Source organism: Brevundimonas sp. Root1279 (assembly GCF_001425945.1).
GTDB lineage: Bacteria > Pseudomonadota > Alphaproteobacteria > Caulobacterales > Caulobacteraceae > Brevundimonas.
Genome location: NZ_LMEB01000001.1, coordinates 516,406 through 543,284, shown reverse-complemented (window position 1 = coordinate 543,284; position 26,879 = coordinate 516,406). Strand labels below are relative to the sequence as shown.

Below are 26,879 nucleotides of genomic sequence, written 5' to 3'. Positions count from 1 at the left end.
GGAGGCGGCGGCGGCGGAGGCGGCGGCGGAGGCGGCGGCGGCGGCGGAGGCGGCGGCGGAGGCGGCGGCGGCGGAGGCGGCGGCGGCGGCGGCGGCGGCGGCGGAGGCGGCGGCGGCGGAGGCGGCGGCGGGGGCGACGGCGGATAGTGCGGATGATGATCATCGTCATCATCGTCATCATCGTCGTCGTCGTCGTCGTCGTCATCGTCGTGACCACCCGGATAGTCGGGGTCGTCATCGTCGTCGTCATCGTGACCACCCGGATAGTCGGGGTCGTCGTCGTCATCGTCGTCATGGCCGCCCGGATAGTCGGGGCCGTCATCATCGTCGTCGTCGTGACCGCCCGGATAGTCGGGGTCGTCGTCATCGTCGTCGTCATGGCCGCCCGGATAGTCGGGGCCGTCATCGTCATCGTCGTCGTCGTCGTGACCGCCCGGATAGTCGGGGCCGTCATCGTCATCGTCGTCGTCGTCGTGACCGCCCGGATAGTCGGGGCCGTCGTCGTCATCGTCGTCATGGCCGCCCGGATACTCGGGGCCGTCGCCATCATCGTCGTCGTGACCGCCGGGGTAGTCGTCGTCGTCGTGCGACGGCGGCGGCGGCGGCGAGCTCGGGAAATGATCGCCCGACGCCAGCGGGGCGTCGCCGCTCTTGGCCTCAGGCGCAGAAGCGCCGCGGAAGATCAGATAGTCGCCCGCGGTGACGATTTCGGCCGAAGCGGAAGCGCCGATCTCAGGGACTGCTCCGGCGCGTTGCTGCGCCCCCGCCGCCGGCGTCAACAGGCCCCTTGGGTCAAAGACCCACGTCGGCGCCGCGGCGCTACTGGGCAGGACAGGCTCCCCAGGACGCGTTTCGGCCCAGGCGCCCCCGCCGATGGCCGTCATGACCGCGAGGACGGAGCCGCTGAGCAGCAGGGAGCGGATGCGAACGGACGACCGCCGTTCAATTCCATAGGCCTCACGGCCAGCCGTGGTCGGCATCTCAGTCTCTCCCAGCACAAAACTGAACCGCCGCAGGCGATCCAGCTCAGGCAAAGACTGGCCAGGGAGCCCCCACGGCAATTCCAAAGAACAGCCGCGAACAACATCGCCCACAACTCGCCCACGCACCACGATGCATAAGCCATATGTACTTCGGCATACTTTAGGCGTCACAAGCTTTGCTGTAGAGGGTCCGGAGAGCAAAGTATTAGTACGCCGAGACCATCGATCTCAGCAGGCGCAATTCCAGCAATCACGGGAAGGAGGGCGCACTTCAGCCCCGGTTGATACTGCCGCCGCCGACGGGATTCACAATAACCCGAACGTCCTAGCCCGGGCGTACAGCCTGTACGGGATCGTACAGTCTTGAAGGGTCGGCAGAACCGCCTCCCCTCCGTCGCGGAGCGATGGGGAGGAGGACCGCTCGCGCGACAGCGCAAGGGGTGGAGGGGCGAAACCACTACACCTTCGAGACGCCGTTCCGCCTTCCCCCGTGGAGCCTGTCCTCGGGCTCACCTGCCGGGAGGAGACGAGGACGCGTCCCTACAGCCCCGCACCGATCTCGCTCTCGTATCCGAACAGCCCCTGCGCCCCGCCGGTGTGCAGGAAAACCACCGTCTCCCCCGCGAAGGCCCCCGTCATCGCTAGGGCGATCAGCCCTTTCATCGCCTTGCCGGTGTAGACCGGGTCCAACAGAATCCCATCGGTCCGCGCCGCGACCTGCAGCGCCGCGACGACCCCGTCGTCGACCAGGCCGTAACCCGCGCCGACATAGTCGCAGTCGGCGACCACCATCTCGGGCGTCACCGCGTCCGGCCGGCCCAGCAGGGCCGCCGTCTCACGGGCCAGCTTCAGAACATTCTCCTCCTGCTTGGCCTTGGGCGCCCGCACCCCGATGCCCAGCACCGGGATGTCCGCCCCCATCACCGCCAGACCGGCGACCAGCCCGGCATGCGTCCCGGCGCTGCCGGTGGCGGTGACGATCCGATCGACGCGCAGATCCAGCTCGTCGGCCTGGACCACGATCTCGCGGGCGCAGTCGACGTAGCCGAGCGCACCGACCGGGTTCGAGCCGCCGCCGGGAATGACGTAGGGCCGCCCGCCCCGCGCCCGCACCTCGGCCGCCGTCCTCTCGAGCTCGGCCGTCATGTCGGTTCCGCCCGGCACGGTCCGGAACCGCGCGCCCAACAGCTTGTCGAGCAGCACATTGCCGTTGCCGACATAGTCCGCCGCCTTCGACCTCGTCCGCTCCTCCAGGATGACCTCGCACTTCAGCCCGTGCGCCGCCGCCGCCGCCGCCGTCTGGCGCACATGGTTCGACTGCACCGCGCCCTGGGTCACGAGGGTGTCGGCCTCCTGCTCGAACGCCTCGCCGAGCAGGAACTCCAGCTTGCGGGTCTTGTTGCCCCCGCCGGCCAGGCCCGTGCAGTCGTCCCGCTTGATCCAGATATCATGCCCCAGTTCCTCCGACAGCCGCGGCAACGGCTCCAGCGGCGTCGGCAGGTGGGCGAGGCGGACGCGCGGAAAGCGGGCGAGGTGCATGGCGGGAGCTCCGTGTGGGGCTCGAGTCCTAGCGCACCAGACCTCCCCCCTCCACCGGGGACTGCCCTACTCGCCGATCGCCTCCAGCAGCAGGCCGACCACGCGCGCCGGCGACGGGCGTTCCTCCGCCATCAGGGCGCTCAACTCGGGCGCGAGGGCCGGGGTAATGCGGGCGCTGGCCATGGTCCAGTCGCCGAAAGCGCGCGTCTCGACCGGGTGCCGTCCCAGCACCACCATGTCGCGGTGACGCGGATCACGGGACAGGCGCCGCTCCAGGCTGTCGATCGTGCCCGACGGCCCCTCGATCACCTGCAGGAAGCGCCCCTCATGGACCGCCAGGGCCCCGGTCAGGCCGTCGCGGGCGTTGTTGTGCTGCGCTTCGCCGAGCAGTTCGGCCAGGGATTGCAGCGACTCCGTCGGGCGAGTCGCCTCGCTTCGGTACACCAGTCGGTCGATCGTGATCGGCATGCGCCCCTCCGCGTAAGCTGAGCCGGACGCTAGCCAGCTTTGCCGGGACTTCCAACAAGCCTATGAAATTACATGGGTATATCTAATACCCGCTCCGCGCGTAGAAAAGTCGGAAATCTTTCGGAACCGAACACGAATAACCCGGTTTATCGCTCGGACCCTGCGGCGATGCGCGCTCGACAAGTCCAACCAGCGGCCCGGCCTCTGCCACGCCCCCCCGACGCAGGCCGGGCCGCACCTTATCCACCGTCCAGTTTCAGCAGGCCCGATGCACAGCTTCCGCGCGCCTGCCCTTGTGGCGTCGGCGATCCGGCGTGATGCTCCGGGCATGGCCGATTCGCCCGCCCGTCAGCGCGACCGCTCCGCCACCGAGGCCTCGATCGTCGAGGCGGGCGAGCACATCCTGCTGCGCGACGGCTTTCCGGGCCTCAACGTCCAGACCCTCGCCGCCCAGGCCGGCTGCGACCGCAAGCTGGTCTATCGCTATTTCGACGGCGTCGACGGGGTGGTCGAGCGCATCGCCGCCCGCGCCTGCGCCGAGCTGGTCCGCAGCCTCGATTCCGTGCCGCGCGTCGAGCACGAGGGCCTGCGCGGCTTCGCCCGCGAGAGCCTGACCGCCTGGGTCGCCGCGCTTCGCGCCAGTCCCCTGACCCTGCGCCTGATGGCCTGGGCCCTGGTCGAGTCGTCGCCCCTGCTCAATCGTATCGAGTCCGACCGCTCGGCCGTGCTCCAGGCCTGGATGCGCGAGCGCCGGCCCCGCCTGAAGACCGCCCCCGGCGGCGACGCTGTGGCCCTCAACGCCGTCCTGCTCGCCGCCGTCCAGCATCTGGCCCTCAGCGCCTCGGCCCGCCCCGGCCTCGGCGGCGTCGCCCTCGACGACGACGGCTGGGCCCGCATAGAGGCCGCGCTGGACCGGCTGCTGGTCGCCTTCCCGGACTGAGCGGAGCCGTAAGCGCCCTCGGGCGTTGCTGCGCCATGACCGCCTCCATCCTCGATCGCAACCGCGAGGCCGCCTACGCGCGCGATCTGGTCCGCGCCTTCGGCGGCGCCCTGCTGTTCAGCGTGCCGCTGCTGATGACCATGGAGATGTGGTCGTTCGGCTTCACCGTCGAGCCGGTCCGCCTCGCCGTCTTCATCCTCACCGCCCTGCCCCTGCTGCTGGGCCTGGCCCTCTACGCCGGCTTCAGCCGGCTGCAGGGGCTGAAGCCGGCGCTGCTCGATGCGTTCGTGGCGCTCGCGGTCGGGGCGATCACCGCCGCCGCCCTGCTCGCCCTGCTCGCCGTCCTCGAGCCGGGCGCCGCGCCCCGCCAGCCCGTCGGACAGGTCGCCCTGCAGTCGGTCGGCGGAGCCATGGGCGCCCTGCTGGCCCGCCGTCAGCTCAGCGCCGGCCGCCCCGAGGACGACGGCGACGAGGACGACGCCCGTTACGCCGGCGAGCTGTTCCTGATGGTCGCCGGCGCCCTGTTCCTGGCCCTCAACATCGCCCCCACCGAGGAGACGGTGCTGATCGCCTACCGCATGGGGCCGTGGCGCGCCGTCGGTCTGGTGCTGGTCTCGCTCGCCCTGATGCACGCCGTGGTCTACCTCGCCGGCTTCGCGGGCCAGGAGGAGCAGGGCCACCCGGTGGCGGCCTTCTTCCACTACACCCTGCCCGGCTACGCCCTGGTGCTGCTGACCAGCCTCTACGTCCTTTGGATCTTCGGCCGCATCGACGGCATGCATGCGAGCGAGATCGCCGACGCCATGGTCGTCCTGTCCTTCCCCGGCGCCCTGGGCGCCGCCGCCGCCCGGCTGCTCGTCTGATGGCGAAAAAGCCCGCCCCCAAGCCCAAGGCCGAAGACAAGCCGCCCGTGCTCGAATGGATCATGGGCGCCCTGGGCCTGCTGATCGTCCTCGGCGTCCTCGGCGTCATCCTGTCCGAGGCCTTCGGGCCGCGCGACCCAGCCGCCCTCGAGGCCCGGCTGGTCGAGGCCCGCCCCTCCCCCACCGGCTGGCTGGCCGAGATCGAGGTCGAGAACGCCGGCGACGAGACCGCCGCCCAGGTCGAGATCGAGGGCCGGCTCGGGGCCGAGACCGCCTCGGCGACCCTCGACTACGTCCCGGCCAGGAGCCGCGAACGTCTGACCCTGGGCTTCGACGCCGACCCCCGCTCCGGCCTGACCCTCCACACCAAGGGCTTCACCGAGCCTTGACCATCGGAGTCCGCGGGAGCAGTTTCCGCCCGTTCTCCGGGGGGCCGTCCCTAAGCGGCTGAGATTGGCGTGAGCGCCTGACCCGTCGAACCTGATCCGGGTCATGCCGGCGAAGGGATGGGAAACGCTTAGGTCCGGACGCTACAGGACCACCATGCCGACGTCGGCGGACCTCCAAAGAGAGGCCGCCATGAACATCGCCGTCACCCCGCCCGCCCAGCCGCAAGAGCCCAATGTGGAGCTGCCGCTCGCCGAAGCCCGCAAGGCGGTGGAGAAGGAGACCGGCCGCATCCCCACCGGCCCGCGCGCCGGCGGCGTGAAGGTCTATGTGGCCGGCGAACTCTACCCCGAGATCCGCGTCCCCTTCCGCGAGGTCGCCGTCCACCCGAGCGCCAATGAGCCGCCGGTGACGATGTACGACAGCTCCGGCCCCTACACCGACCCGACGGTGACCATCGACATCAAGAAGGGCCTGCCCTCTGTGAAGTCGTCGTGGCAGCGCGACCGCGGCGACATCGCCCTGGTCGCCAACCCGCGCGAAGTTAAGCCGGAAGACAACGGCCACGCCTCCGGCAAGCACCTGGCCCCGCGCTTCGACACCTCGAACCACCAGGTCTTCAAGGGCGTCCCCGGCCGCCCGGTCACCCAGTACGAATACGCCAAGGCCGGCATCATCACCCCCGAGATGGAATACGTCGCCATCCGCGAGAACCTGCGGAGAGAAGAGGCGAGGGTCGAGGGTCGAGGGTCGGGTGAAGGCAAGATCACCCTGCACGACGGGTCCTCGATCGCCTTCCCTTCCTCGACCCTCGACCCTCGCCCCTCGACCCGCGATGGGGAGTCGTTCGGCGCCGCCATCCCCGACTTCGTCACCCCCGAGTTCGTGCGCCAGGAGATCGCTCGCGGCCGGGCCATCATCCCGCACAACATCAACCACCCCGAGGTCGAGCCGATGATCATCGGCCGCAACTTCCTGGTGAAGATCAACGCCAACATCGGCAACTCGGCGGTCCTCTCCTCGGTGGACGACGAGGTCGACAAGCTGGTCTGGGCCACCCGCTGGGGCGCCGACAACGTCATGGACCTGTCGACCGGCCGCAACATCCACAACATCCGCGACTGGATCATCCGCAACAGCTCGGTGCCCATCGGCACGGTGCCGATCTACCAGGCCCTGGAGAAGGTCAACGGCGTCGCCGAGGACCTGACCTGGGAGGTCTACCGCGACACCCTGATCGAACAGGCCGAGCAGGGCGTCGACTATTTCACCATCCACGCCGGCGTCCGCCTGCCCTTCGTGCCCCTGACCGCCAACCGCGTCACCGGCATCGTCAGCCGCGGCGGCTCGATCATGGCCAAGTGGTGCCTGGCCCACCACAAGGAGAGCTTCCTCTACGAGCATTTCGCCGACATCTGCGAGATCATGCGCGCCTACGACGTCTCCTTCTCCCTGGGAGACGGCCTGCGTCCCGGCTCGATCGCCGACGCCAATGACGAGGCCCAGTTCGCCGAGCTGCGCACCCTGGGCGAACTCACCAAGATCGCCTGGGACCACGGCTGCCAGGTCATGATCGAGGGCCCCGGCCACGTGCCGATGCACAAGATCAAGGCCAATATGGATGAGCAGCTCAAGCACTGCCACGAGGCGCCCTTCTACACCTTGGGCCCGCTGACCACCGACATCGCCCCCGGCTACGACCACATCACCAGCGCCATCGGCGCGGCCATGATCGGCTGGTTCGGCACCGCCATGCTCTGCTACGTCACGCCTAAGGAGCACCTCGGCCTGCCCGACCGCCAGGACGTCAAGGACGGCGTCATCACCTACAAGATCGCCGCCCACGCCGCCGACCTCGCCAAGGGCCACCCCGCCGCCCGCGCCCACGACGACGCCCTCTCACGCGCCCGCTTCGAGTTCCGCTGGGAAGACCAGTTCAACCTCGGCCTCGACCCCGAAACCGCGCGGAAGTTCCACGACGAGACCCTCCCCAAGGAGGCGCACAAGACCGCCCACTTCTGCAGCATGTGCGGCCCGAAATTCTGCTCGATGAAGATCAGCCAGGACATCCGCGACGCGGCGCGCGGGCAGAACGACAGCGGGGCGAGCCTGGCCGAGGCGGAAGCCGGGATGGCGGAGATGTCGGCGAAGTTCCGGGCTGGGGGTGGAGCCATCGAGGTGAAGGTCTAGGCCCTCATTCCTCCCCCTTTGGGGAAGGGGGACCGCGAAGCGGTGGAGGGGGCTGCCGGTCCCGCCCCCCTCACCGTTCATCCCGGCGAATGCCGGGATCCAGATGACAGAGCTCACCCGCGGGCCGGTTCACGCCGACTGCGCCGGGATGAGCTGTGAATCATGCCTTCCTGAGGCCGATGATCTAACGCCGAAATCATGGCTTCTTGCCGCCGCCACAAACGCCAGCATTGAAGGCCTAGCCAAGTCGTAAGATAAGCGTGGCCGTAGACCGCGCCCAACCCCACCGAGCTGTGACCGCATGCAAGTCGGCAGAATAGCAGACGTAGTTCAATCTCTTCAAAGGGCTCGGGCGGAAGCCTCAGAAGCCAAAAGGCCGTTAGGCCGCGTGCTGTTCTTCATTGGGGCAGGATGCTCTCGCTCAGCGGGTGTACCGCTTGCTGGCGAGATCGCGCGCGACCTGGTGACGCGCTTGGCTGAGACGTATCGACTGGGCTCCGGGCTTACACCAGAGCAGGCACTAGAGAACCTGAGTCACAAAGGTCATTTTCAGAAGCCGAAAGGTCATGAGATCGACTGGTACTCCGTCTACGACGCTTGTTTTCAAGAACATTACAAGACACCGGACCACGCTCGCACAATATTTCAAAGGGCGGTCGCGAGCGCGAACGGAAAAATCAACTGGGCCCACCTATGCTTAGGAGAGCTTGTATCCCAAGGTTACTGCTCGACAATTATCACAACAAATTTTGATCTTCTCGCGCTCGAAGGGCTAGCAGCAGCTGGCGTAATTCCCGTTGTGTCAGACGGCCTGGAATCGTTGGGCCGGATCGATGGAAATCCAATATACCCACAGCTGATTCAGCTTAACGGCAGCATTCACACGTACCGGCTGCGCAATAAGCCAGACGAAATCGAAGCGGTCGCGAAGGATGACGTCGCGGCCGCCTGCGTGCGCGACCTGGTCAGAAGCACGAGCACGATCGTCTTCATCGGATACGCCGGTCGGGAGAAAGCTATTATGGGCCTACTAAAGAAGGCCCTGACAGAGTTCAGCGAGAAGGAAATTTTCTGGTGTTCATTTGAAGGGAACCCTTCCAGCATTGGTGAAGCCGCACGAGAAATAATCGACGACAATCCAAACGCCCGCATCCTGCTAAATCAAGATGCAGATATGTTCTTCTTCGAGCTTTGCAGAGATTTAGGGATCGGCTCTCCGCGGTTCGTAAGAGACCCTCTTGGAGCCATCGCTCGGCAGTCAAGTCGCATCGTGAAGCCATCCGAGCATAGCGCGACGCATGAGATCTCTATGGAGATCGATCGTCACAGCGAGATGCTCGAAAAACTTGAGGAATTTGAACGGACTAATCGGGAAACCCATAAATCTCAGACCATGCTCGATATCGCCAGGGAGCAGCGCCTCCGCGGTGACTTCAAGGCATCCCTGAACACCCTGACCCAGGCGCTATCTGACCCCAACGTTCATGCGAACGTAATCGACGACGCCGCTGACAGTGCATTCATGGTGGCTCAGGCGTCCCAGGATCCAAGTGAGATTGCGGAAGCTCTCCGGCTATCAAGACTATCGGCGTCCAGATGGGAGACAGGCACATTTAACTGGGCGGTTGCCCAGTCCCGCCTAGGCGATGCACTTTGGCTGGCGGCGACCGGGCACGCTGATGTCGCCCTACTGATGAGTGCGGTTGAAGCCTACGAGGCAGCACTAGGTGAAATTGACAAAGAGGATCACCCTAACGTTTGGGCGCGCCTCCAAGACGGCATTGGCGTTGCCCTGATGCAGGCGGCTGACATCAGCAAAGACACCTCGCTACTAGAAAAAGCGCTTACTGCACTAGATAACGCCCTCACTGTAAGGACCCGCGAAAAGCAGCCTATTCAATGGGCAGAAACACAATGCAACAAGGCTATTGCGTTGTTTACATTGGGCGAACAAAAGAATGATGTTGAAACCCTTCGTTTAGCCGCAAAATTGCAAGAAGAAGCTTTGCAAGAATCAACAAAAAAGCTTCTTCCAACGAATTGGGCCGCAGGGACACTTAATTTAGCAAGCATTTACGGAGCAATTGGCTACCTGACCGACGACACAGCCAGTCTGACGAAATCTTTGCTGCTCTACGATGAACTCGCTGCAGAGGCTAGCGATAGCGAATCTCCAAGCGATGTTGCCGGACGCCTGCAGAACAAAGCGAACGTGATAATGTCGCTTGCTGAAATAAACAGAGACACAGACCTGTGCGACAAGGCCACAGACCTCCTAATGGGGGCGATTAGGACATTTGAAGAATTGGGAATGGAGTTCTTTGCGGATAATGCAAAGGACACACTCGCCCGGATTGCTCGTATGCGGACCCAATTCTTAGAATCAGCAAAAGACCCAAGTCACTGACGCCCCCATCCCTCATGCCGGCCATCCTGCCGGTCGGCCGGAGGGGGTCAAGGACGGCCCTTCGGGCCGCCGCGGCGCGGCGCGCCTGCAAGGCGCGTCCTTGACGCCCTCCTGAAGCCGACCGGCGATGATCCTCCATGAGAGGAAGGGCTCTTCCCTTCTCCCCTTGCGGGAGAAGGTGGCCGAGCGGAGCGAGGTCGGATGAGGGGTCGCGCCGCCGCCGCCCCGTCCACCCCTCATCCGTCGGCCTTCGGCCGCCACCTTCTCCCGCAAGGGGAGAAGGGGCAGTATGCGGCCCATGCCCTACCCCCCGCCCCGCCTCCGCAAGGCCGCCGCCGTAGGCGCCGCCGCCAGCGGGGCGACCGCGACCGGCGCCCTGGCCGTCGGGTCGTTCATGGTCGGCGCCCTGGCGATCGGGGCCGTGGCCATCGGGGCCCTGGCCATCGGCCGGCTCCGGGTCGGCCGGGCCCGCGTGCGGCGGCTGCATGTGGACGAGCTCAGCGTCGGGACCCTGCGCATCGGGCGAATCGAGCGGCTCAAATAGCGGCGTCTAGTTGGCGCCCCGATTCCCCGCCCCGCCTGGCTTTGCGCCCCCTTCGCCCCCCTCCGACCTGGCGCCCTTCCCGGCCCGCCTAGACTCCCGCCCGCACACAAGGGGCAGGGGACAGGCATGTTCGACGACACCGACTTCCGCAACGGCTGGCAGGGCGACGACGACTGGGAGGACGACGTCATCTACGGCCGCAACAAACCTCCGGCCGGCGCCGGCGGCTACAACCGCCGCTCCGACGCGGTGTGGGAGCAGGCCCGCGCCGACTATCTGTCCGGCTACACAGCCGAGGCGGTCTGCGCCCGCTACGATCTCAAGATCGGCACCTTCAAGAGCCGCGCCGCCCGCGAAGAGTGGCGCCGCAGCGACCAGCCCGATCCGGAGCCGCGCGCCTGGGACGAGGCGGACGCCCCCGAATCCGGAGACGACGCCGAGGACATCGCCGCCGCCGCCCTGCCCGACTACGCGGCCATGGCCCGCGCCGCCCTGGTCCGCGCCGACCGCGCCATCCGCGGCGGCCGCGACCTCGAGGCGGCCCGCTGGCTGCGCATGCACGAGCGCCTCAGCCGCCTGATCACCGACTACAACTGGCGCCTCACCGCCTGGCGCGAGGAAGAAGACGCGGCGAAAGAGGCGGAGGCGGCCCCGCCCGAACCGGCGCCCGCGCCAGACCCCCTGGCCGCCTTCGCCGCCCTCAGCGACCAGCTCACCGCCCTCGAGGCCGCGCTGATTTCAGACGATTCAGACGATTCAGACTCTGTTTTTTCGGACGCGGGATCGGGCGCTGAGCCGCAGGCGGAAGGACCGCGGCCGCCAAGTGATTAGTGGCTAGTGATTAGTGATTGCTGGATTGCCTGCGGGGGGCGGCTCGGCGCCGACGGCGTCCGCCCCTGCCGGCCAACCACTAACCACTAATCACCAATCACTTTCCGGGCTCTGACCCCAGCCGCTTGCACTCAGCTTTCCGCCGCGATCCGCCGCAGCGCGTCCTCGAACACCGCGGCCGGCTGGCCGCCGCTGATCAGGTATTTGCCGTCGACCACCACCGCCGGCACCGCGTTGACGCCGCGGCTGCGCCACAGCTGCTCCTCGCTGCGCACCGCCTCGACGTAGCGGTCCGAGGCCAGCACCTCGGCGGCCTCGGCGCGGTCCAGGCCGGCGGCTTCGGCGGCCGCGGTCAGCTCGCCGGCGTCGGTCAGGTTGCGGCCCTCGGTGAAGTGGATCTGGAACAGGGCCTTCTTCAGCGCCGCCTGCTTGTCGGGCGCCGCCTCCCCGGCCCAGTGCAGCAGGCGGTGGGCGTCGAAGGTGTTCCAGATGCGGCTCTGGTCGGTCATGCGCATCTCGAAGCCCGGCATGGCCTCGCCCGCCCGCTCGGTGATCATGGCCCGGTTGGCCGCCGACTGTTCGGGGGTGGAGCCGTATTTGCGGCCGATGTGCTCGACGATGTTCTCTCCCTCGGGCGCCATCTGCGGGTTCAGCTCGAACGGCCGGAAGGTCACGTCGGCCGTCACCCCCTCCGCCTTCAGCGCATCCAGCGCCGTCTCCAGCCCGCCCAGCCCCACCACGCACCACGGGCAGACCACGTCCGAGACGAAGTCGATCTTGAGGGTCTTGGGGGTGGTCATGGCGGGCTCCGGCGTTGCGCTCCGCTGGATGTGGGTCGGCGGACGCCAAGTGGCTAGTGGCTAGTGGCTGGCTGCCGCCTGCGGAGCCGCGGCCGTCCGCGTCGCCCTTCCGCCGGCAGCCGCCCCGCGCCCTCCTCCGTCAGCGGGGGGCAGCGCCGACAGCACGGCCCCGCCGTTGCTGGCCAGCCACTAGCCACTAACCACTAGCCACTTCCAGCCTCCGGCCGTCAGCAGCGGCCCACCACCAGCCCGCCCCCCCTCACACAACCGCGTGAGCCCCGTGGACGATTTTCAAAACCGGGCGCAGAGTTTTTCCCAAGAACGGGGGTTCGTGATGCGCATCTACCAGTTCCATTTCTTCGCTGATCAAGGCCGCAGGCCGGTGCTTGATTTCGCGGACTGTCGGCACGACGGCGAGGCGGCCCGATGGGCCTTCGCCCAGCTGAACCAGCACGACAGCTGCCAGGGGGTCGAGGTCTATGAGGACGATCGCCTGGTCCTCAGGCTCGAGCGCCCCATGCAGGCGCAGATGCCCGAACCGGCCTCCGCCACCCACCACTGAGCCGGCCCGGCGGCCATCCTGCGGCCCCTCGCCCTCATGTGACCGCGGCCGCCTTGGCTTCACCGTCGCGGATCACTAGGTTCCGGCCGACATCGGCGGCCAACGCCGTACGCCCGCTCAGGAGACGCCCCCATGCACGACGCCCCGCAAAGCGAAGCCGCCGCCCGGCTGGACAAGGAAAACCCGCTCGGCGTCGACGGCTTCGAGTTCGTCGAGTTCACCGGCCCGGATCCGGCGGCCATGGTCGCCCGGCTTGAGCTGATGGGCTTCACCCAGACGCACGTGAACCCGGCCAATGACGTGGTCCGCCTCAAGCAGGGCGACATCACCCTGCTGGTCAACCGCGCGCCCAACGGCCAGGCCGGCGCCTTCGCCACCGAGCACGGCCCGTCCGCCAACGGCATGGCCTTCCGCGTCACCGACGCCAAGGCCGCCTACGAAGGCGCGGTCGCCCGCGGCGCCAAGCCGGCCGAGGGCCACGGCGGCGGCGCCCTGGCGAACGACTATCCCTATGTCCTGCAGGGCATCGGCGGCAGCCTGCTCTACATCATCGACCAGTACGGCGAGCAGGGCTCGCTCTATGACGGCTGGAACGAGATCGAGGGCTGGGAAGAGGCCGAGCGCAAGAACTCCGTCGGCCTGTTCATGCTCGACCACCTGACCCACAACGTCCGCCGCGGCGAGATGCGCACCTGGTCGGGCTTCTACGGCGACGTCTTCAATTTCGAAGAGCAGAAATACTTCAACATCAAGGGCAAGGCGACCGGCCTGCTCTCCCAGGCGATGATCGCGCCCGACCGCGCCATCCGCATCCCGCTCAACGAGAGCCAGGACGAGAACTCCCAGATCGAAGAGTTCCTGCGCCGCTACAACGGCGAGGGCATCCAGCACATCGCGCTCGCCACCGACGACATCTTCGAGACCGTCGAGGAGATGAAGCGCCGCGGCATTCCCTTCCAGGACACCATCGACACCTATTTCGACCTGATCGACAAGCGCCTGCCGGGCCACGGCCACGACGTCGCCCGCATGCGCCTGAACCGCATCCTGATCGACGGTTCGGACGAGGACGGCCTGCTGCTGCAGATCTTCACCCAGGACACCTTCGGCCCGATCTTCTTCGAGATCATCCAGCGCAAGGGCAACCAGGCGTTCGGCGAAGGCAATTTCCAGGCCCTGTTCGACTCCATCGAACTCGACCAGATCCGCCGCGGCGTCATCAAGGTCGATGCCTGAGTTTCGCTTCGGGCCGCCGGCCTGGCTCCCCTGGCTCGGGCCGCTGCTGGCGGCCGGGGTCGGGGCGCTGGCGGGCGAGTTCTGGCTCGGCGGCGGCTTCTGGACCGTGTTCGGGGCCGCCCTGATCTGCGGCTTCGCCCCCATCGTCGGCTACCGCATCTGGAAGTGGCGGCACCACCGGCAGGGCTGAGTAAGTTACTGATTTCCTAATGGAAATCCCGTGACCCCGGCAGCACCCGCACGTCCCGCGGGTGCCGTCCGCGGGCCGGGGCGTGACCCGAGCCGCGGGTCTCTCCCTGGCTCAGATGACCCAGCATGGGGGTCCAATCCTCCATCGTCTCGACGACCAGGTGGGTCACCCCTTCGGCCGTCTGGACCTTGCCCCTGACCAGCACCATCCGGGCCCCCATGGCCACGGGCCGGAAGCGCTCGAAGACGTCGGGCCAGAGCACCAGGTTCACCACCCCGGTCTCGTCCTCCAGCGTGATGAAGCAGACCCCCTTGGCCGTGCCCGGCCGCTGGCGGACCAGCACCACGCCGCCCACCACGGCCCGGCGGCCGTTGGCCAGGGTCGCGTGCGCCGCCGCCGTCACCGCCCCGGCCTGGGCCAGCCGGTCGCGCAGGAAGCTGACGGGATGCCCCTTCAGCGACAGCCGGATGGCCTGGTAGTCGCCGACCACCTCCTCCGAGGGGCTCAGCGCCGGCAGCGCCTCGGGCGGCCGGCCGTCGGCCTCGCGCAGCCCCATGGCCTCGAACAGCGGCGCCGATGACGCCGGCGGCGCTCCCCGCGCGGCCCACAGCCCCTGCCGGCGCGTCAGGTCCAGCGAGCCGAAGGCGTCCGCCTCGGCCAGCTTGTCCAGCGCCTGGGTCGGCAGCCCGGCCCTGAGCCGCAGGTCGTCCAGGTCCGCGAACGCCCGCTCGCCCCGCACCGCCGCGATCCGCTCCGCCCAGTCCTTCCGGAAGCCGTCGATGGACCGCAGCCCCAGCCGCAGGGCGCAGCGCCGGCCTTCGCCGCGCGGCTCCATCGACGCGTCCCAGCCGCTGGCGTTGACGTCCGGGTGCCGCACCTCGACCTCGTGCTCCCTGGCGTCCCGCACCAGCTGCGCCGGGGCGTAGAAGCCCATCGGCTGGCTGTTCAGCAGGGCGGCGGTGAAGACCTCCGGGTAGTGGCATTTCATCCAGGCCGAGATGTAGACCAGGTGGGCGAAGGCGCAGGCGTGGCTCTCAGGGAAGCCATACTCCCCGAAGCCCTTGATCTGGTCGAAGCAGCTCTGGGCGAACTCGGGGTCGTAGCCGCGCTCGATCATCCGGCTGACGAACCGCGCCTCGTGCTGGCCGATGGTGCCCATGTGCCGGAAGGTGGCCATGGCCCGCCGCAGGCTGTTGGCCTCGGCCGGCGAGTATTTGGCCGCCTCCATGGCGATGCGCATGGCCTGCTCCTGGAACAGGGGCACGCCAAGGGTCTTGTGCAGCACCTGCTTCAGTTCGTCGGCCGGGCCATGCGCCTCGCCCGGGCTGGGATAGGCGATCTCATAGGGCTCGCCCCGCTCATGCGCCTCGCGCCGCTCCTTGCGGCGCTTCAGATAGGGGTGGACCATGCCGCCCTGGATCGGCCCCGGCCGCACGATCGCGACCTCGACCACCAGGTCATAGAAGGTCTCCGGCCGCAGGCGCGGCAGCATCGCCATCTGCGCCCGGCTCTCGACCTGGAAGACGCCCAGCGAGTCCGCCCGCTGCAGCATGCCGTAGACCGCCGCGTCCCCCTGCGGGACCGTATGCAGCTCCAGCCGCCGGCCGTAGCTGTCAGCGACCATGTCGAAGCCGCGCTTGAGGGCGGTCAGCATGCCCAGCGCCAGCACATCGACCTTCATCAGCTTGAGGAAGTCGATGTCGTCCTTGTCCCATTCGATGAAGGTCCGGTCGGCCATGGCGGCGTTGCCGATGGGGACGATCTCCAGGAGCGGCGTCTGGCTCAGCACATAGCCGCCGACGTGCTGGCTCAGGTGGCGGGGGAACTCGATCAGCTCGGCGGTCAGCTCGAGAGCCAGGGACAGGCGGGCGTCGTCACGGCTCAGGCCCGTGCGGTCGACGTGGGCGTCCTCCACCTTGGAGCCCCACGATCCCCAGACCGTATCGGCCATGCGGGCGGTGACGTCCTCGGTCAGGCCGAGCGCCTTGCCCACGTCGCGGATCGCCGAGCGCGGTCGGTAGTGGATGATGGTCGCCACGATCGCCGCCCGGTCCCGGCCGTAGCGGCGGTAGACGTACTGCATCACCTCCTCGCGCCGCTCGTGCTCGAAGTCGACGTCGATATCCGGCGGCTCGGCGCGGTCCGCGGACATGAAGCGCTCGATCAGCACGTCCTGCTCGGCCGGGTTCACATTGGTGACGCCCAGGCAGTAGCAGACCACGGAGTTGGCCGCCGACCCGCGCCCCTGGCAGAGGATGGGCTCCGGCTGCGACCGGGCCCAGGCGACGATGTCGTGCACGGTCAGGAAGTAGTTCGGGTATTGGAGCTGCTTGATGAGCTTCAGCTCCTTGACGATCGTGGCGCGGATCCTGTGGGGAACCCCCTCAGGCCAGCGCTCCCGGCCCCCCTTGAAGGCCAGGCGGATCAGGCGGCGCTGCGCCGTCCAACCCGCCGGCACCGGCTCGGCCGGGTACTGGTATTTCAGCTCCCGCAGCGAGAAGCGGCAGGCCCGCGCCACATCCATGGTCCGCGCCAGCGCCGCCTCGTGGCCGCGGAACAGGCGGGCCATCTGGGTCGGGGGCTTCAGATAGCGCTCGGCGTTGGCCTGAAGGCGGCGACCGGCCTTGTCGATGGTCGTCCCTTCGCGGATGCAGGTCAGGACGTCCTGGAGCATGCGCCGGTCAGGGTGGTGATAGAGGACGGCGTTGGTGGCCATCATCGGGACGCCGGTCCGGGCCGCCATGGCCGCCAACTGGTTGATCCGTCGCCGGTCGTCGCCACGCCACAAGGGCGAGGCGGCCAGATAGAGATCATCCGGCCAGGCCCGCCGCCAGGACGCCAGCCGGGCTTCGAAGGCGGCGTCAGACCGCTCGGGGGCCGGGACCAGGGCGATCATCCCCTCGCCCAGCCCGAGGGCCTGTTCGAAGCTCAGCCGGGTCTCGGCCTTCTGGATCCGTTCGGCCTCGAGATCGGCGCCCGGCTGGGGCACCGCTTCGCTCTTGCCCAGCGACAGCAGGCGGCACAGGCGGCCGTAGGCGGCGCGGTCGCGGGGGAAGACGATCAGCTCGGTCCCGTCGGTGAAGCCCAGCCGCGCCCCGATCACCAGCTTGAGGTCGACGTCCTCGGCTCCCATCAGGGCGCGGACCATGCCGGCCAGGGTGTTGCGGTCGGCCACGCCCACCGCCGCCAGTCCCAGGGCCTTGGCCTGATGCATCAGCTCGGCCGGGTGCGAGGCTCCCTCCAGGAAGCTGAAGTTGGTCATCGCCCCGAGCTCGGCGTACTGCCCGTCCCAGCCCATCACGCCAGCACCCCGTGCATCCACCACGACGGCGCTGGCCGCTTGTCGGCCGGACCGGCGTAGTCCCAGCCGTACAGGCCCTCGCGGAACAGCCAGTAGCGCCCCCCCTCGCCGTCCTCGACCCGGTAGTAGTCGCGGGTGCGCACGTCCCGGCCGTCGGGGCGGGGACGCCACCACTCGGGCGACAGACGTTCCGGACCCTCGGCGCGGACCACCCGACGGCTGACCCGACGCCAGGTGAAGCGGGCCGGGGCGCCCTCGGGCAGGTCGAAGACCGGATCCTGGATCGGCTCAGGCGGGTCGAGCAGCAGGACCGGGCGCGGGCGCCCGTCGGGATCGCCGGCCGCGGCGGGTCGGCGGCCCGAAAGCGCATCCTGGGCCGGGCGCAGGCGCTCGGCCCGTTCGGGGGTCCAGCTGTCGACGGCCTCGCCGACCAGCACCCGATCCTCGCCCAGCCGGGCCGAGAGGCGGTCGACCAGGGCCGCCAGGCTCTCGGCCTGTTTCGCCTCGGCCTCGTCGCCGAGCGCGGCCTGCCGCGCAGTCATCGGCTCGGCGAGGTCGGCGGTCAGCATCAGGGCGTCGAGCCCGAAGCCGAGCTCCAGCCGTCCCAGACCGGCCTCGCGGAACAGGCGCAGCCAGATCTTCGCCTCGCGTCCAGGCGCGCCCATGCGCACCGGCAGGCGGGTGGTGCGGCCGTCGGTGCGGAAGCCGGTCAGGGTCAGGGCCCGCGCCCCCTGGCCGTCGCGCTCCAGCGCCCGGGCCAGATCCTCGGCCAGTTCGGGCAGGCGGGCCTCGACGCCCCCGAGGTCGCCGAGCGGTTCGGCGTAGGCCTGCCAGGCGCGGTAATGGGCGGGCGGACGAACGGGGACCAGAGCCTCGGCGACATAGCCGCGGGCCTGATCCAGTCGCTTGACCAGGCCGACGGCGTCGCCGTCGCGGAAACGGCGGGCCAGACCCGCGCGAGGCATGGCGTACAGGCTGCCGATGGTCCGCAGGCCGAAGCGGCGGGCCGCCGCCAGGGTCTTGTCGTCGATGCGCAGGGCCTCGACCGGCAGGTCGGCGAGGTCGGCGGAGAGGGTGTTCTCCGTGGCGATCGGGGCCGCCCCCTCGCCCCAACGGGCCAGGGCCCAGGCGGCGCCGGGGGTCGGGGCCAGGGCGACCCGGCAGCGAGAGCCGGCCGTCGCCAACCGCTGACGGATCTGGTCCAGCAAGGCCGCCTCGCCGCCGAACAGGTGGGTCGCGCCGGTGACGTCGAGGAACAGGCCCTCCAGCCCCCCGCCCGAAGGGTCGACGCTGACCGAGGGCGACCAGCGCTCGGCCCAGGCCGCCAGGACCTCGAGCGCCCGCGCGTCGGCGGCCGGATCGGCGGGCTGGCAGAGCAGATGCGGGGCCATGGCCAGGGCGTCGGCCTGGGTCTGGTCGCGCTTCAGCCCCAGGGCGCGGGCGGCCGGGTTCAGGGCGTGCAGCACCGCCGCGCCCCGACTGTTCTTGAGGATCAGGGCGAAGGGGGTCGCCGGGTCGAGGGCGGGCTCAGGCGGCGAGGCCGGACGGCGCGCCCGTTCCAGCGATCGACGGCGGACCGAGATCGGCCAGTCGATCAGCCAGACGGAGACGATGCGTCTCATCATCCTGCTCCAGTAGCCAGGCCCCCGGCCGCTCGCCGCCCCGGCCGCGCGTCAGCTCGGCGACAAGGCGGCCGCGGCCCGGAGCGCGGAGGTCGTCGGCGTCCGGGGCCGAGGGGGCGGTCGAGATGCGCCAGCGGCGACGCGCGGCGCTGAGGGCGTCGAGGGTGCGCGGCAGGAGGACGCCCACGGCCTCGCCGTGACGGGCCGCGAACTCCAGCCGCCGGGTCTGGGCCAGGGTGGCGCCGTCGACCGCGCCCAGCGCCAGCGACACCGCGCCGGAACGCAGCGCCTGCTCCAGCACCCACAGGGTCTCGGCCGCCGTGGCCGTCGGGACCAGCAAGAGCGGCAGGCCGGCCAGCCCAGGGCCGTAGGGGCGTCCGACTTCGCCGAACCAGGCTCGCGAAGCGGTGAGCAGGACCGGCCGCGCGTCCTGCGCCCCGCGCCGGGAGAGGGCGAACAGCAGGGTGGCGGCCAGGTCCCGGGGCGTCGGCGCGCACGTCTCTTCCAGAGGCGCGGCGACCTCCGGGAAGGCGTCGGACGAGGCGAGGGGCGAGGGAAACATGATGCTTTGAAAAAGACCTGTTCCCTTTTTGTTCCTGAGAGCCGGGAGAGTCAAATGACGAATCCGGGGCGGATTTTCCCGACCGCCGAGCCGCGCCGACGGTTTGGAAAAACAGAGTCTGAATAGTCTGAATCGTCTGAATCGGGACTGCGGCGGATAGGGACCGGAATCCGGATCGGGGGCGAGGCCGCCCGCCCGCTTCGACAAACAGAGTCTGAATAGTCTGAATCGTCTGAATCGGACCGCGGGTCGGGTTCGGCCTCCGGCTCCAGACCGGCGAAATGCGATGCGATTGTCAAAGACCTGTCCGGCGGGCGCGACAGTTCGAGCGTCACCAACCGCCAGTCTACCACGGCCCGGATGGGCGCCAGGAAAAAGACGTTACGACGCTCGGGTCGCGAAAGGCAGGGAGCGTCCGGTTCGGAAGGATCTCAGACCTTGGGCCGCGCCTTCAGCTCGTCGCGGATCTCGGCCAGCAGGGCCTCGGTCGCGGTCGGCTCGGCCGCCGCCTGTTCGCGCCGCATCCGGTTCACCGCCTTGACCAGCAGGAAGACCACGAAGGCGACGATCAGGAACTGGATGATGGTGTTGATGAAGGCGCCGTACTGGATGGCGACCGTCTCCACCACCGGGGTGGCGGGATCGTCGGGCTTCAGCACCCACTTCAGGTTGGAGAAGTCGACGCTGCCCAGCAGCAGGCCGATCGGCGGCATGACGACCTGGTCGACCAGGCTGGTGACGATCCGGCCGAAAGAGGCGCCGATGATGACGCCGACCGCCAGGTCAATGACGTTGCCCTTGGCGATGAATTCCTTGAACTCGCTGAACAATCCCACCGCCCGACTCTCCCTTGCTGGTCCGAGGGGCGACAGCCCCGGTTCAGTCGTCGGCGTTGAGCCGCTCGCGCAGTTCCTTGCCGCTCTTGAAGAAGGGCACGGCCTTGGCGGGAACGTCGACCGTCTCGCCGGTGCGGGGATTGCGGCCCGCGCGCGCCGGACGGCTGCGCACGGAGAAGGCGCCGAAGCCGCGCAATTCGACGCGACCGCCGTCTCCCAGCGATTCAACCATTCGACCGAGCACGATATTGACCACACGCTCGACCTCGGCGTGCGTCAGATGGGTATTCTCGGCCGCGAGCTTCTCAATCAGCTCGGATTTGATCATGGCAGGCCCCCGCCCTCCTGAGCCCATCGATGGGCCGTTACGGGTGCATCGAAGATCGAATGCAACCGACACCCTAGACTCCGCGAACCCGTCGCAAAAGGCCCTGAAACGCGAAATGTCGGTTACTGGACGTTAAGCGTAACCGTAAGCCGCAAGAAAAAAGGCGGCCGGATCGCTCCGGCCGCCTCCTTCATTCCGTCAGTGCGGAAAGGCTTACTCCTTGGAGCCGGCCTTCTCGCGCAGGGCGGCGCCCAGGATATCGCCCAGCGACGCGCCCGAATCGGACGAACCGAACTGTTCGATGGCCTCGGCCTCGTCCTTCATTTCCAGCGCCTTGATCGACACCGAGACGCGGCGCGAGGCCTTGTCGATGCCGGTGATCATGGCGTCGACGCGGTCGCCGACCGAGAAGCGCTCGGTGCGCTGCTCGTTGCGGTCGCGCGACAGGTCGGACTTGCGGACGAAGGCGGTCGCCGGAGCGTCCTCTTCACCGAACTTGACCTCGATGCCGCCGGTCTCGATCGCCGTCACGGTGACGGTGATCTGCTGACCCTTCTTGAAGACGTCGCCTTCCATCGGGTCGCCGCCGAGCTGCTTGATGCCCAGCGAGACGCGTTCCTTCTCGACGTCGACGTCCAGGACCTTGGCCTTGACGGTTTCGCCCTTGCGGTAGCGCTGGATGGCTTCCTCGCCCGAGACGTTCCAGTCCAGGTCCGACAGGTGCACCATGCCGTCGATGTCGTTGTCCAGGCCGATGAACAGGCCGAACTCGGTGGCGTTCTTGACTTCGCCTTCGACGGTCGAGCCGATCGGGTGAGCGGCCACGAAGGCATCCCACGGGTTGTCCTGGGCCTGCTTCAGGCCCAGCGAGATGCGGCGCTTGGAGGCGTCGACATCCAGCACGACCACGTCGACTTCCTGCGAGGTCGAGACGATCTTGCCGGGGTGGACGTTCTTCTTGGTCCAGGACATTTCCGAGACGTGGACCAGGCCTTCAACGCCGGCTTCCAGCTCAACAAACGCGCCGTAGTCGGTGATGTTGGTGATGCGGCCCGACATCTTGGCGCCGACCGGGTACTTGGCTTCCACGCCGTCCCAGGGGTCGGCCTGCAGTTGCTTCATGCCCAGCGAGATACGCTGGGTGTCCGGGTTGATCTTGACGATCTGGACCTTGACGGTGTCGCCAACGGCGAGGACCTGCGACGGGTGCGAGACGCGCTTCCACGACATGTCGGTGACGTGCAGCAGGCCGTCGATGCCGCCGAGGTCGACGAACGCACCGTAGTCGGTGATGTTCTTGACGACGCCTTCGCGGACTTCACCCTCTTGCAGCTGGCCGACCAGCTCGGTGCGCTGTTCGGCGCGGGCTTCTTCCAGGATGGCGCGACGCGAGACGACGATGTTGCCGCGCGGACGGTCCATCTTGAGGATGGCGAAGGGCTGTTCCTTGCCCATCAGCGGAGCGACGTCGCGCACCGGACGGATGTCGACCTGCGAGCCCGGCAGGAAGGCCGAGGCGCCGCCGAGGTCGACGGTGAAGCCGCCCTTGACGCGGCCGACGATGACGCCGTTGACCGGCTGGCCGTCGGCGAAGACGACTTCCAGGCGGGTCCAGGCTTCTTCGCGGCGAGCCTTGTCGCGGCTGATGACCGCTTCACCCAGGGCGTTTTCGACGCGCTCGAGGTAGACTTCGACGTTGTCGCCGACCTTCGGGATCACGGCGCCTTCGCCGATGCCGAATTCACGGGCCGGGATACGACCTTCGGTCTTCAGACCGACGTCGATGATCAGGATGTCTTTTTCCATGCCGACGACGCGGCCGTGGACGACCTGGCCTTCGCCGAGGTCACGACCCTGAAGGGTCTCGTCGAGCAGGGCGGCGAAATCGTCACGCGAGGGGGAGAGGGTATCGGTCATGTAACTCTGGGGTTGGAGAAAAGGGGCTTTGGCGCGCGACCGGACGGTCCCGCGCAAAGGTGGTCGAAAGAGGAGTCAGGTCGTCGGGACGCGAGGCGATGGACAGCCAGAGCGCCCGCGGAAGCCGAGGATGGGAGCGTTGGATTTGCCCGGCGGCCTTAAAGACCGTGCCGCGCGCGCGCCGCCTCGACGATACGGCGGGCCGCATCGAAGGCGGTCTCTATAGTCATATCGGTCGTGTCCAGCAAGACGGCGTCGTCGGCCTGGACCATCGGGGCCGCGCCGCGGCCGGCGTCGCGCTCGTCGCGCTTGATGATGTCGGCCAGCATGTCCTCGAAGGCTATGACCTCGCCGCGGCCGGTCAGCTGCTTCCAGCGACGGGCAGCGCGGACCTCGGCGGTGGCGGTGACGAACAGCTTGGCCGGGGCCTCGGGGGCGATGACCGTGCCGATGTCGCGGCCGTCCAGGACGGCGCCGCCGGGCTGGGCGGCGAAGGCCTTCTGGAAGTCCAGCAGGGCGGCGCGGACGCCCGGATAGCCGGCGATGCGGCTGGCGGCCTCGCCGGCGTCGCGGCTGGTCAGGCGGACGGTGTCGTGCAGGTGGCTGGCGTCCAGCGCCCGGGCGACGACCTCGGCGGCCGCCTCGTCGTCCAGCGAACCGCCGGCGTCGAGCACGCCGACGCCCACCGCGCGGTACAGCAGGCCGGTGTCGAGGTACGGCAGGCCATAGGCCTCGGCGAGCTGACTGGCGACCGTGCCCTTGCCCGAGGCGGCGGGACCGTCGACGGCGATGATCAGGGATTTCGTCATTCGGCCGCTGCGATATCGGCGCCGAGGCCGCGCATCAACTGTTCGAAGCCCGGGAAGCTGGTGGCGATCATGCCGGGCTCGTCGACGGTGACCGGCTCGTCGGCGGCGAGGCCGAGCACCAGGTGGCTCATGGCGATGCGGTGATCGTGGGCCGTGTGGACGGTCCCGCCGCCCTTCACGGATCCCCCGGTGACGAGGAAGCCCTCCGGCTCCTCCTCGACGGCCACGCCGCAGGCGCGCAGGCCGGCGACCATCAGGGCGATCCGGTCGCTCTCCTTGACCCGCATCTCGCCGACGCCGCGCATGACCGTGACGCCCTCGGCGAAGGCGGCCGTGGCGGCGAGGATCGGATATTCGTCGATCATCGAGGCGGCCCGGCTCTCGGGCACCACGACGCCCTTGAGGGCCGAGTGGCGGGCGGTGACGTCGCCGACCTCTTCGCCGCCGGCGATACGGCGGTTAGTGATGGTCAGGTCAGCGCCCATCTCGCGCCAGGTCTCGAACAGGCCGGTGCGCAGCGGGTTGAGCATGACGCCCTCGACGGTCACCTCCGAGCCCGGCACGACCAGGCCGGCGGCCAGGGGGAAGGCGGCGGACGACGGATCGCCGGGGACGGAAACGACGGTCCCGGTCAGCGGCTGGCCGCCCTGCAGCGTCACGCGCCAGCCCTCGCCCTGCTCTTCCACTCCGACCTCGGCCCCGAAGGCGCGCAGCATGCGCTCGGTGTGGTCGCGGCTCTTCTCCGGTTCGGTGACCGAGGTGACGCCCTCGGCGTTGAGCCCGGCGAGCAGGATGGCCGACTTGATCTGGGCCGAGGCGACGGTCTGGACGTAGTCGATCGCCGTCAGCGTCCCGCCGTGGATAGTGACCGGCAGCCGGTCCTCGGCGCCCTGCCAGGCCAGTCGGGCGCCCATGTCGGCGAGCGGGCCGGTGACGCGCTTCATCGGCCGCTTCCGCAGCGAGTCGTCGCCGTCGAAGGTCACGGAGATCGGATAGCCGGCGGCGGCGCCCATCAGCAGGCGCACCCCGGTGCCCGCGTTGCCGCAGTCGATGACTTCGCTCGGCGCGGCGAAGCCGCCGCGGCCGGTGATGCGCCAGCGGCCCTCGCCGAGCCGCTCGACGGTCGCGCCGAAGGCCTCGGCGGCGCGGGCGGTGGCCAGGACGTCGTCGCCCTCGAGGAGGCCGTCGACCTCGGTGACGCCCGTCGCCATGGCCCCCAGGATCATCGAGCGATGCGACATGCTCTTGTCGCCCGGCGCGCGCACGGCGCCCTTCAGCGAGGGGCTCTGGCGGGCGGTCAGGGTCGGGGAAGTCGGCACCCAGCGGTCTCCGAATGGTCTGGACGGGCGCGGGCGCGCGGAGTTGGCTTTTGACAGCGGGCCTCAGGGGTGGCAAGGGAGCCGCCCGAATTCCCCACACCGAGAGAGGCGCCCCCGTGGCCAATCCCGAACTGGGCCAGAAGCAGGTCTGCCCGAACTGCCAGGCCAAATTCTACGATCTGGGCCGTCGCCCGGCTCACTGCCCCAAATGCGCGACCGATTTCGATCCCGAGGAGGCGCTGAAGCTGCGCAACCGTCGTGGTCGCCCGGCCGGCTACGCCGCTGACGACACGACCGACGAGGACACCGAGGATCAGGTCGACAAGAAGACCGCCGGTGACGACGAGGACGAAGAAGAAGCGGTCGCCACGCCGGAGATCGACGAGGAAGGCCACGAGCCCATCCTCACGCCCGACGACGATGACGACACCCCGGTCGACCCGACGGACGAGCCCGGCATGGGCGAGGCCGGCGATGACGACGACGTCCTGGCCGACGACGATGACGACGACTCCGTCCCCTTCATCGAGGACGAGGACGACGACGGCTTCGAGGACGAAATCCTGACCCCGGGCAAGGACGAGGACTGACGAAATTCGGGCGGTTTCGGCCTTGCCGGACCGCCCGAACGCCGCCCTTCGAACAGCGTTCGAAAATGGCGAAAAAAAAGGTTGGAACCGGGGTTGATCGAGATCAGACCCTGACATAGGTTCCGCCGCCTCGCCGGGGGCCATCACCAAGGTCCACGGCGATCCGACCGAAAGGTTCGGGGCTTTAGCTCAGTTGGTAGAGCGCTTGCATGGCATGCAAGAGGTCAGCGGTTCGACTCCGCTAAGCTCCACCATGAAGGCCCCGCAGGAGACTGCGGGGCCTTCTCCATATCTGGCCTCCGCCCTCCCCTCGCGCTAGCGTCGCCTCGAGCGGAGGGACGCCATGCACGACCGGATCGGATTGCGCGGATTGACCCGGCTCGAGGATGCGGCCTTCGCCCTGCTGCGGCTCTATCTCGGCGGATTCCTGGTCTGGGGCGTCTGGGACAACATCACCTCCGCGGCGCGCATGGCCGAGTTCGCGGGCTTTCTGGCCGGCCTTGACTGCCCGCTGCCGGAAATCGCCGCGCCGCTGTCGGTGTGGGCCCAGTTCGCCGTCGGCCTGCTGCTGATCCCCGGGCTGCTGACGCGCTGGGCGGGGCTGCTGCTGACGGCCAACTTCCTGGTGGCGGTCATCCTGCTCGGAGGGGCCGGAGCGGCCGCCCGCGACCTGTTCGGACCGATGATGTGCGTCCTGGCCGGCCTGGTTCTGGCGACCCACGGCGCGGGGACCTGGTCGGCCGACGCCTGGCTTGGCCGCAGGCGTTGATCCCCGCCGGCTTCGCCCCCATCTAGGAGGCCAGGCCGACGCCCTGCCGATCGCGGGGGGCGGAGACGGCCTAACGCCTGCTTCGGGGGCCGAGACGAATGAATACGCGCACCATCCTGTTCGACAGTCCGTTCCTGCTCGGCTTCGACCATACCCGGGCCCTGATCGACCGGGCGCAGCGCGCGGCGGCGGACAGCTATCCGCCCTACAATGTCGAGCAGCTCTCCGAGAGTTCGGTGCGCATCACCCTGGCCGTGGCGGGCTTCGGCCCCGACGACCTGGCGGTGACCATCGAAGGTCGTCAGCTGACCATCGCCGGCAAGCGCGAGGCCTCCGAGAAGGCCGAGCAGGCCTTCCTGCATCGCGGCATCGCCGGCCGGGGCTTCGTGCGCAGCTTCGTCCTCGCCGACGGGCTGGAGGTGGACGGGGCGCGGCTGGAGCATGGGCTGCTGCACGTGGCCCTGAGCCGCCCCGAAGACCTGCCGACCCTGCGGCGCATCCCTATCACGACGGGCTGAGAGCCCTTCGACGAGCCCATCCCCGACCTCGGTCGCCGATTCCGGGACCGAACCCCGCGCCCTTCCAGGCGTTAGTTGAGAGCAAGGAGGCGGTCGCCATGACGCCGATGACGATGACCAAGGAAGCGTTTCAGGGCCTGGGCGCCCCGGACCTTGTCTATGTGCGCGAAATCCGCGCTGCGGACGTGCTGGCGGACACCCCGATCCCCGAGGCCAAGGGCCTGTCCATCGACCCCGAGACCACCCTCTACGCCGTGCATGGCGCGGACGGCGAGCGGCTGGCGGTCATGATGGATCGCGAGACGGCCTTCGCCGCCGCGGTGGCGCACGAGCTGGAGCCGGTCTCGGTCCACTAATCGGCTTGCCCG

General features: G+C 68.7%; 26 protein-coding genes, 1 tRNA gene and 1 riboswitch. Of the genes, 16 read left to right on the top strand and 11 right to left on the bottom strand.

Translation table 11 applies throughout. From position 1 onward, the window contains the following. Positions 1 to 152 precede the first annotated feature (152 nt). On the top strand, positions 153 to 1,121 hold the full coding sequence (locus ASC65_RS17305) for a hypothetical protein (protein ID WP_162245643.1): 969 nt from the start codon (positions 153 to 155) through the stop codon (positions 1,119 to 1,121). A gap of 402 nt (positions 1,122 to 1,523) precedes the next feature. Here ASC65_RS17305 and ASC65_RS02610 read toward each other — a convergent pair whose 3' ends face one another. Together ASC65_RS02610 and ASC65_RS02605 are read right to left on the bottom strand one after the other, a co-directional pair. Then, the gene (locus ASC65_RS02610; RefSeq protein ID WP_056449067.1) at positions 1,524 to 2,522 is read right to left on the bottom strand and encodes a D-cysteine desulfhydrase; all 999 of its coding nucleotides are present in this window, start codon (positions 2,520 to 2,522) and stop codon (positions 1,524 to 1,526) included. A gap of 66 nt (positions 2,523 to 2,588) precedes the next feature. After that, on the bottom strand, positions 2,589 to 2,990 hold the full coding sequence (locus ASC65_RS02605; protein WP_056449064.1) for a BLUF domain-containing protein: 402 nt from the start codon (positions 2,988 to 2,990) through the stop codon (positions 2,589 to 2,591). A 328-nt stretch (positions 2,991 to 3,318) separates the two neighbouring features. Between ASC65_RS02605 and ASC65_RS02600 the strand changes: the two genes are divergently transcribed. From ASC65_RS02600 to ASC65_RS02575, 7 genes are all read left to right on the top strand, one after another. After that, complete coding sequence (locus ASC65_RS02600; RefSeq protein ID WP_056449060.1) at positions 3,319 to 3,930, top strand: TetR/AcrR family transcriptional regulator; 612 nt, start codon at positions 3,319 to 3,321, stop codon at positions 3,928 to 3,930. A gap of 35 nt (positions 3,931 to 3,965) precedes the next feature. Continuing rightward, complete coding sequence (locus ASC65_RS02595; RefSeq protein ID WP_056449057.1) at positions 3,966 to 4,793, top strand: TIGR02587 family membrane protein; 828 nt, start codon at positions 3,966 to 3,968, stop codon at positions 4,791 to 4,793. Further along, positions 4,793 to 5,182 (top strand): hypothetical protein, encoded by a 390-nt coding sequence (locus tag ASC65_RS02590; protein WP_056449054.1) that lies wholly within the window; start codon positions 4,793 to 4,795, stop codon positions 5,180 to 5,182. Before ASC65_RS02595 ends, ASC65_RS02590 begins: the two co-directional genes overlap by 1 nt. Positions 5,183 to 5,209: 27 nt before the next feature. Continuing rightward, positions 5,210 to 5,318, top strand: a riboswitch (TPP riboswitch). 54 nt (positions 5,319 to 5,372) lie between these two features. After that, a complete protein-coding gene (gene thiC, locus ASC65_RS02585) occupies positions 5,373 to 7,370 on the top strand; it encodes a phosphomethylpyrimidine synthase ThiC (RefSeq protein ID WP_056449053.1) in 1,998 nt (665 codons plus the stop codon). Between the two features lie 388 nt (positions 7,371 to 7,758). After that, positions 7,759 to 9,777: an SIR2 family protein gene (locus tag ASC65_RS16995; RefSeq protein ID WP_162245653.1), complete on the top strand. Its 2,019-nt coding sequence runs from the start codon at positions 7,759 to 7,761 to the stop codon at positions 9,775 to 9,777. A 298-nt stretch (positions 9,778 to 10,075) separates the two neighbouring features. After that, positions 10,076 to 10,321 carry a hypothetical protein gene (locus tag ASC65_RS02580; RefSeq protein ID WP_056449234.1) on the top strand — a complete coding sequence of 82 codons (246 nt, stop codon included), beginning with the start codon at positions 10,076 to 10,078 and terminating at the stop codon, positions 10,319 to 10,321. 126 nt (positions 10,322 to 10,447) lie between these two features. Further along, complete coding sequence (locus ASC65_RS02575; protein ID WP_056449050.1) at positions 10,448 to 11,152, top strand: hypothetical protein; 705 nt, start codon at positions 10,448 to 10,450, stop codon at positions 11,150 to 11,152. 131 nt (positions 11,153 to 11,283) lie between these two features. Here the strand turns inward: ASC65_RS02575 and ASC65_RS02570 are convergent, their stop codons facing one another. Beyond that, positions 11,284 to 11,952 carry a DsbA family oxidoreductase gene (locus ASC65_RS02570; RefSeq protein WP_056449047.1) on the bottom strand — a complete coding sequence of 223 codons (669 nt, stop codon included), beginning with the start codon at positions 11,950 to 11,952 and terminating at the stop codon, positions 11,284 to 11,286. 334 nt (positions 11,953 to 12,286) lie between these two features. On the opposite strand from ASC65_RS02570, the gene ASC65_RS02565 reads away from it, so the two are divergent. The 3 genes from ASC65_RS02565 (at position 12,287) to ASC65_RS02555 (ending at position 13,940) form a co-directional block, all read left to right on the top strand. Continuing rightward, positions 12,287 to 12,514, top strand: a complete 228-nt coding sequence (locus ASC65_RS02565) for a hypothetical protein (protein ID WP_156459521.1) — start codon at positions 12,287 to 12,289, stop codon at positions 12,512 to 12,514. A gap of 132 nt (positions 12,515 to 12,646) precedes the next feature. After that, positions 12,647 to 13,750 carry a 4-hydroxyphenylpyruvate dioxygenase gene (gene hppD, locus ASC65_RS02560; protein WP_056449040.1) on the top strand — a complete coding sequence of 368 codons (1,104 nt, stop codon included), beginning with the start codon at positions 12,647 to 12,649 and terminating at the stop codon, positions 13,748 to 13,750. Further along, positions 13,743 to 13,940 carry a hypothetical protein gene (locus ASC65_RS02555; protein ID WP_056449037.1) on the top strand — a complete coding sequence of 66 codons (198 nt, stop codon included), beginning with the start codon at positions 13,743 to 13,745 and terminating at the stop codon, positions 13,938 to 13,940. Before hppD ends, ASC65_RS02555 begins: the two co-directional genes overlap by 8 nt. A gap of 16 nt (positions 13,941 to 13,956) precedes the next feature. Here ASC65_RS02555 and ASC65_RS02550 read toward each other — a convergent pair whose 3' ends face one another. The 8 genes from ASC65_RS02550 to aroA form a co-directional block, all read right to left on the bottom strand. Continuing rightward, positions 13,957 to 17,238 carry an error-prone DNA polymerase gene (locus tag ASC65_RS02550; protein WP_056449034.1) on the bottom strand — a complete coding sequence of 1,094 codons (3,282 nt, stop codon included), beginning with the start codon at positions 17,236 to 17,238 and terminating at the stop codon, positions 13,957 to 13,959. Next, positions 17,238 to 18,863 (bottom strand): Y-family DNA polymerase, encoded by a 1,626-nt coding sequence (locus ASC65_RS02545; RefSeq protein WP_056449031.1) that lies wholly within the window; start codon positions 18,861 to 18,863, stop codon positions 17,238 to 17,240. Before ASC65_RS02545 ends, ASC65_RS02550 begins: the two co-directional genes overlap by 1 nt. Continuing rightward, entirely contained in the window at positions 18,769 to 19,425 is a 657-nt protein-coding gene (locus ASC65_RS02540) for a hypothetical protein (RefSeq protein WP_056449029.1), read from the bottom strand. Before ASC65_RS02540 ends, ASC65_RS02545 begins: the two co-directional genes overlap by 95 nt. Positions 19,426 to 19,856: 431 nt before the next feature. Further along, positions 19,857 to 20,261 carry a large-conductance mechanosensitive channel protein MscL gene (gene mscL, locus ASC65_RS02535; RefSeq protein WP_056449026.1) on the bottom strand — a complete coding sequence of 135 codons (405 nt, stop codon included), beginning with the start codon at positions 20,259 to 20,261 and terminating at the stop codon, positions 19,857 to 19,859. 43 nt (positions 20,262 to 20,304) lie between these two features. Beyond that, a complete protein-coding gene (locus tag ASC65_RS02530; protein ID WP_056449023.1) occupies positions 20,305 to 20,589 on the bottom strand; it encodes an integration host factor subunit beta in 285 nt (94 codons plus the stop codon). A gap of 213 nt (positions 20,590 to 20,802) precedes the next feature. After that, entirely contained in the window at positions 20,803 to 22,506 is a 1,704-nt protein-coding gene (gene rpsA, locus ASC65_RS02525; protein ID WP_056449020.1) for a 30S ribosomal protein S1, read from the bottom strand. 158 nt (positions 22,507 to 22,664) lie between these two features. Further along, on the bottom strand, positions 22,665 to 23,315 hold the full coding sequence (gene cmk, locus ASC65_RS02520) for a (d)CMP kinase (RefSeq protein WP_056449017.1): 651 nt from the start codon (positions 23,313 to 23,315) through the stop codon (positions 22,665 to 22,667). After that, entirely contained in the window at positions 23,312 to 24,616 is a 1,305-nt protein-coding gene (gene aroA / locus ASC65_RS02515) for a 3-phosphoshikimate 1-carboxyvinyltransferase (protein WP_268750050.1), read from the bottom strand. Before aroA ends, cmk begins: the two co-directional genes overlap by 4 nt. 134 nt (positions 24,617 to 24,750) lie before the next feature. Here aroA and ASC65_RS02510 point away from each other — a divergent pair, with 134 nt between their 5' ends. From ASC65_RS02510 to ASC65_RS02490, 5 genes are all read left to right on the top strand, one after another. Beyond that, positions 24,751 to 25,224, top strand: a complete 474-nt coding sequence (locus ASC65_RS02510; RefSeq protein WP_056449011.1) for a TIGR02300 family protein — start codon at positions 24,751 to 24,753, stop codon at positions 25,222 to 25,224. Between the two features lie 178 nt (positions 25,225 to 25,402). After that, positions 25,403 to 25,478 (top strand) — tRNA-Ala (locus ASC65_RS02505). 89 nt (positions 25,479 to 25,567) lie between these two features. Continuing rightward, entirely contained in the window at positions 25,568 to 25,993 is a 426-nt protein-coding gene (locus ASC65_RS02500) for a DoxX family protein (protein ID WP_056449008.1), read from the top strand. A gap of 98 nt (positions 25,994 to 26,091) precedes the next feature. After that, entirely contained in the window at positions 26,092 to 26,511 is a 420-nt protein-coding gene (locus ASC65_RS02495) for an Hsp20 family protein (RefSeq protein WP_056449005.1), read from the top strand. 98 nt (positions 26,512 to 26,609) lie between these two features. Next, on the top strand, positions 26,610 to 26,867 hold the full coding sequence (locus tag ASC65_RS02490) for a DUF1150 family protein (protein WP_056449002.1): 258 nt from the start codon (positions 26,610 to 26,612) through the stop codon (positions 26,865 to 26,867). The last annotated feature ends 12 nt before the right edge of the window (positions 26,868 to 26,879 follow it).

What these genes read in the sequence shown, in the direction of transcription:
- ASC65_RS17305 (WP_162245643.1), top strand. Translation starts at nt 153, where the DNA reads ATGATGATCATCGTCATCATCGTCATCATCGTCGTCGTCGTCGTCGTC.
- ASC65_RS02610 (WP_056449067.1), bottom strand. Translation starts at nt 2,522, where the DNA reads ATGCACCTCGCCCGCTTTCCGCGCGTCCGCCTCGCCCACCTGCCGACG.
- ASC65_RS02605 (WP_056449064.1), bottom strand. Translation starts at nt 2,990, where the DNA reads ATGCCGATCACGATCGACCGACTGGTGTACCGAAGCGAGGCGACTCGC.
- ASC65_RS02600 (WP_056449060.1), top strand. Translation starts at nt 3,319, where the DNA reads ATGGCCGATTCGCCCGCCCGTCAGCGCGACCGCTCCGCCACCGAGGCC.
- ASC65_RS02595 (WP_056449057.1), top strand. Translation starts at nt 3,966, where the DNA reads ATGACCGCCTCCATCCTCGATCGCAACCGCGAGGCCGCCTACGCGCGC.
- ASC65_RS02590 (WP_056449054.1), top strand. Translation starts at nt 4,793, where the DNA reads ATGGCGAAAAAGCCCGCCCCCAAGCCCAAGGCCGAAGACAAGCCGCCC.
- thiC (WP_056449053.1), top strand. Translation starts at nt 5,373, where the DNA reads ATGAACATCGCCGTCACCCCGCCCGCCCAGCCGCAAGAGCCCAATGTG.
- ASC65_RS02580 (WP_056449234.1), top strand. Translation starts at nt 10,076, where the DNA reads ATGCCCTACCCCCCGCCCCGCCTCCGCAAGGCCGCCGCCGTAGGCGCC.
- ASC65_RS02575 (WP_056449050.1), top strand. Translation starts at nt 10,448, where the DNA reads ATGTTCGACGACACCGACTTCCGCAACGGCTGGCAGGGCGACGACGAC.
- ASC65_RS02570 (WP_056449047.1), bottom strand. Translation starts at nt 11,952, where the DNA reads ATGACCACCCCCAAGACCCTCAAGATCGACTTCGTCTCGGACGTGGTC.
- ASC65_RS02565 (WP_156459521.1), top strand. Translation starts at nt 12,287, where the DNA reads ATGCGCATCTACCAGTTCCATTTCTTCGCTGATCAAGGCCGCAGGCCG.
- hppD (WP_056449040.1), top strand. Translation starts at nt 12,647, where the DNA reads ATGCACGACGCCCCGCAAAGCGAAGCCGCCGCCCGGCTGGACAAGGAA.
- ASC65_RS02555 (WP_056449037.1), top strand. Translation starts at nt 13,743, where the DNA reads ATGCCTGAGTTTCGCTTCGGGCCGCCGGCCTGGCTCCCCTGGCTCGGG.
- ASC65_RS02550 (WP_056449034.1), bottom strand. Translation starts at nt 17,238, where the DNA reads ATGGGCTGGGACGGGCAGTACGCCGAGCTCGGGGCGATGACCAACTTC.
- ASC65_RS02545 (WP_056449031.1), bottom strand. Translation starts at nt 18,863, where the DNA reads ATGAGACGCATCGTCTCCGTCTGGCTGATCGACTGGCCGATCTCGGTC.
- ASC65_RS02540 (WP_056449029.1), bottom strand. Translation starts at nt 19,425, where the DNA reads ATGTTTCCCTCGCCCCTCGCCTCGTCCGACGCCTTCCCGGAGGTCGCC.
- ASC65_RS02530 (WP_056449023.1), bottom strand. Translation starts at nt 20,589, where the DNA reads ATGATCAAATCCGAGCTGATTGAGAAGCTCGCGGCCGAGAATACCCAT.
- rpsA (WP_056449020.1), bottom strand. Translation starts at nt 22,506, where the DNA reads ATGACCGATACCCTCTCCCCCTCGCGTGACGATTTCGCCGCCCTGCTC.
- cmk (WP_056449017.1), bottom strand. Translation starts at nt 23,315, where the DNA reads ATGACGAAATCCCTGATCATCGCCGTCGACGGTCCCGCCGCCTCGGGC.
- ASC65_RS02500 (WP_056449008.1), top strand. Translation starts at nt 25,568, where the DNA reads ATGCACGACCGGATCGGATTGCGCGGATTGACCCGGCTCGAGGATGCG.
- ASC65_RS02495 (WP_056449005.1), top strand. Translation starts at nt 26,092, where the DNA reads ATGAATACGCGCACCATCCTGTTCGACAGTCCGTTCCTGCTCGGCTTC.
- ASC65_RS02490 (WP_056449002.1), top strand. Translation starts at nt 26,610, where the DNA reads ATGACGCCGATGACGATGACCAAGGAAGCGTTTCAGGGCCTGGGCGCC.